This window comes from Pseudarthrobacter albicanus (genome assembly GCF_018224015.1).
Classification (GTDB): domain Bacteria; phylum Actinomycetota; class Actinomycetes; order Actinomycetales; family Micrococcaceae; genus Arthrobacter; species Arthrobacter albicanus.
The window spans coordinates 1-1,106 of record NZ_JAGPOT010000178.1; the positions used below are offsets into that span (position 1 = coordinate 1).

The 1,106-nt window shown below is 72.1% G+C and carries 1 protein-coding gene and 1 pseudogene; both read left to right on the top strand.

Annotation, left to right across the window (positions count from 1 at the left end; all coding sequences use genetic code 11):
• Positions 1 to 211: 211 nt before the first annotated feature.
• Positions 212 to 319: pseudogene (locus J9611_RS22630) on the top strand (SAM-dependent methyltransferase); the annotation flags it as partial.
• Positions 320 to 736: 417 nt separating this feature from the next.
• A partial coding sequence (locus J9611_RS21265; protein ID WP_211883210.1) for a hypothetical protein occupies positions 737 to 1,106 on the top strand: 370 nt, incomplete at its 3' end.

A 1,106-nucleotide genomic window follows, 5' to 3' on the forward strand; every position in this document is an offset into this window, starting at 1 on the left:
ATCCAAATATCCGCGCTGGGCCGCCTCAATTCCTTGCATACACCCAGTCTTAAGGACCACTGCGCGAAGTCCAGCAGGCGCGCCTTAAACCACCCAAATTGTTCAGCGCAGTCCTAGGCTGGCTGCCATGGGGAATCGTGCGGGGATTACGGCAGGCAACGCGTGGACGGCAGTGGCGGCAGTATGCGGGTGGCTGTTAAGCGGTGCCTGCTCCAACGCTGCCGACCTGGCCCGGATTTCGGCGGGCTGGCACCGTTGGGGTTCCACCGACGACGGCTGGTTCCTGATCCCCACCGGCGGGGTCATCGCCCGGGGGTGAGCACGCGGGGATGCCGCGTGCTTTGGCTGCGCCCGGGAGGTTTTCCACATAGCCCGGACGGGCCCTGGCCCGTGCGCACCCCTGGCTTGTAGGGTCGGATCATGATGATTCAGGCTGGTGTCGACGTCGGAATTCCTGGCCGCCGCAAGGATGCCGGCGCGTGACAGGACTGCGCAGCGCCTCGGGGCTGCGGGTCATTGCCCCTGCGTTCGTTGCCGCCGCGCCCGCCGGGGTGCGGATCCGCACCCGCCTCCACCCCACACCGGATGAAGAAGCCGCGCTGTTCGCGGTCGGCACGCACCTGGGATCCCTGTACCGGAAAGACCTGGCCGCCCGGGTCTGGACGGGGCAGGTCCCCGCCGCCGCCCGCGGCCGGACGGGCCGCAAGCGCGGCCTGACCGCTCTGTCCTCCTCGCGGTGGGCCGGGAGCATCACCCGCGCCACGGAGGACCAGTACCAGTCGGGCTGCGCGCCCTCGCCGCGGAGGTCAGCACCCTGCGCGCCGCCTGCGCCGCCATCCAGAAGCGCTCCGCCGTCCCGTGCGGCGCCGTCATCGCCCGCGTCCGGGGGTACAAGACCGCGGCCGAGCGGCACCGGAAGACCCGGCGCCTCGCCGCCCTGCAGGACCGGCTCACGGACGCGGAGGCACGGCTCGCTGCCGGGAAGCCCCGCATCGCCGCCGGCGGCGGCCGCCTGTGGCGCGCCCGGAACAACCTCGACGCGGCAGGACTCACGCCCGCCGGGTGGGACGCCCGATGGGCTGCCTCCCGGCTGTTCCTGACCGCCG